This is a genomic window from Rodentibacter trehalosifermentans (assembly GCF_002000545.1).
Taxonomy (GTDB): domain Bacteria; phylum Pseudomonadota; class Gammaproteobacteria; order Enterobacterales; family Pasteurellaceae; genus Rodentibacter; species Rodentibacter trehalosifermentans.
This window is the reverse complement of the sequence record NZ_MLHL01000121.1, coordinates 1-1,578: the sequence shown is the minus strand read 5'-3', so window position 1 is coordinate 1,578 and position 1,578 is coordinate 1. Positions and strand designations below refer to the sequence as shown.

At 31.6% G+C, this 1,578-nt stretch carries 3 protein-coding genes; all 3 read right to left on the bottom strand.

The features are described from left to right. Positions 1-45: 45 nt before the first annotated feature. Positions 46-399: a hypothetical protein gene (locus tag BKK52_RS13265; protein ID WP_077478890.1), complete on the bottom strand. Its 354-nt coding sequence runs from the start codon at positions 397-399 to the stop codon at positions 46-48. Positions 400-766: 367 nt separating this feature from the next. Continuing rightward, a complete protein-coding gene (locus BKK52_RS13260) occupies positions 767-1,162 on the bottom strand; it encodes a hypothetical protein (protein ID WP_077420594.1) in 396 nt (131 codons plus the stop codon). After that, on the bottom strand, positions 1,152-1,578 hold a 427-nt coding region (locus BKK52_RS14130; RefSeq protein ID WP_143531440.1), incomplete at its 5' end, for an HNH endonuclease. The genes BKK52_RS13260 and BKK52_RS14130, both read right to left, overlap by 11 nt.

Below are 1,578 nucleotides of genomic sequence, written 5' to 3'. Positions count from 1 at the left end.
CGTGGATTTTCAATCCACGCACCCTACGCTTGCTACTTGTTCTCATTAATATGTAGGTAATTGTCCAATTATATTTTCAATCGTTCCTTTAGAATACCTTATTTCCTTAAAAGATTCCCCATTATCAGTGCTGTAAAATAAACGTTCTATATTGCCTGAATATGCCATGCACAAATAAAGTGTATTTATATTTTCATAGCCACCTAGTTCACTTGTATCAAGTAAGAATACATCTGATAAATCGCCATTATGCCATTTTTCAGAATCAAACTCCGTCTCTCCGAAATTTCCATCCGTAAAACCACCAAAATAATATTTATTAATAAAGGAATTTTTTAGGCTATTGAATACTATACCTAAAGTGTAGTTATCATATTCATCATTATTTTTAGGGTACATTTCATTACCTATCTTTATCTTGATATTGCCATATACATAATTATCAATGACAAAACTTTCATTCCAATATATTCCAAATTTTTCTTGAGTATTCTCGATATTCTTTATTATTTCCTCTACTTTAAATTAGGGTTTCGTTTTTGTTCTGGAAACAGTTTTTTAAGATCAGATTTCTGACTATTTGTTAATTTTAAAGGATTATTTTTATCTGCTGTAGAACCTGCCCAATGCCACCCTTCGTTTGCATTCCTACCAGGCATAAAACGATGAATATTACCTTCAGCAAGCGTAGCCTGTGTGAAACACAATTTCACGCACGGAAAAATTAATTCGTGCGTGGATTTTCAATCCACACACGCTACGTTAGCTAGAAATTTAATAAAACGAATGGAAATACTTTCCTAAATCTATCTAGGATTTGTGGGTTATGTTCAAGAGATATAAGAGCCTTACTTTTTGTAATCGGAATATCAAAAGAATCGCCAAATCTTTTTATTGCTATACCATATAACGCATTATCTTCTTCATCACTCAATATAGGATCTGGTGTAAATCCAATAATATTTAATAATTCATAGAAAGAACCATCAAAGTTAATCAAATCAAAAATATATAATGGCAATTCATCTATATCTGAATCCTTAATAACTAAATCAATCCATTCTCTAAATTCATTTTTTTCTATTGCACCAATAATTAAACATGATTTCACGAATCCAATATCTTCGCTAGATTCTCTAGTTAATCTAAATTTATTTCCCATTTTTCATACCCTCCCATCCAATATGTCCTGTCTTTTTATGAATATCATAATCAACTAATTGCATCTTCCCAGTCTCTTGATTATGATGCCAAGTAAATCCTGGAATTTTGCTATCTTTTCTGTAAATAGCTTCTAATTGAGATGGTGTAAATTTATTTTTACTAATATTCCCATTATCAATTGCTCTAGCTAAATCCTCAGTAGCCATCTCCATCTGCTTAGTGTATGAAGCATTTCTAAATTCAGAGATGTCTAATCTAGTTTCGTAAGCAGAGAACTTATCAAAAATAGGAAATCCTTTGTTATCAAATGGAACGCCTGTCACTGGATGTTTTTTACCTGCCAGTTTTACATTGTGAACTGAATCAGGTGGAACCGTTGTAGATTTAACATTCCCCTTTCCATAAACATCTTCA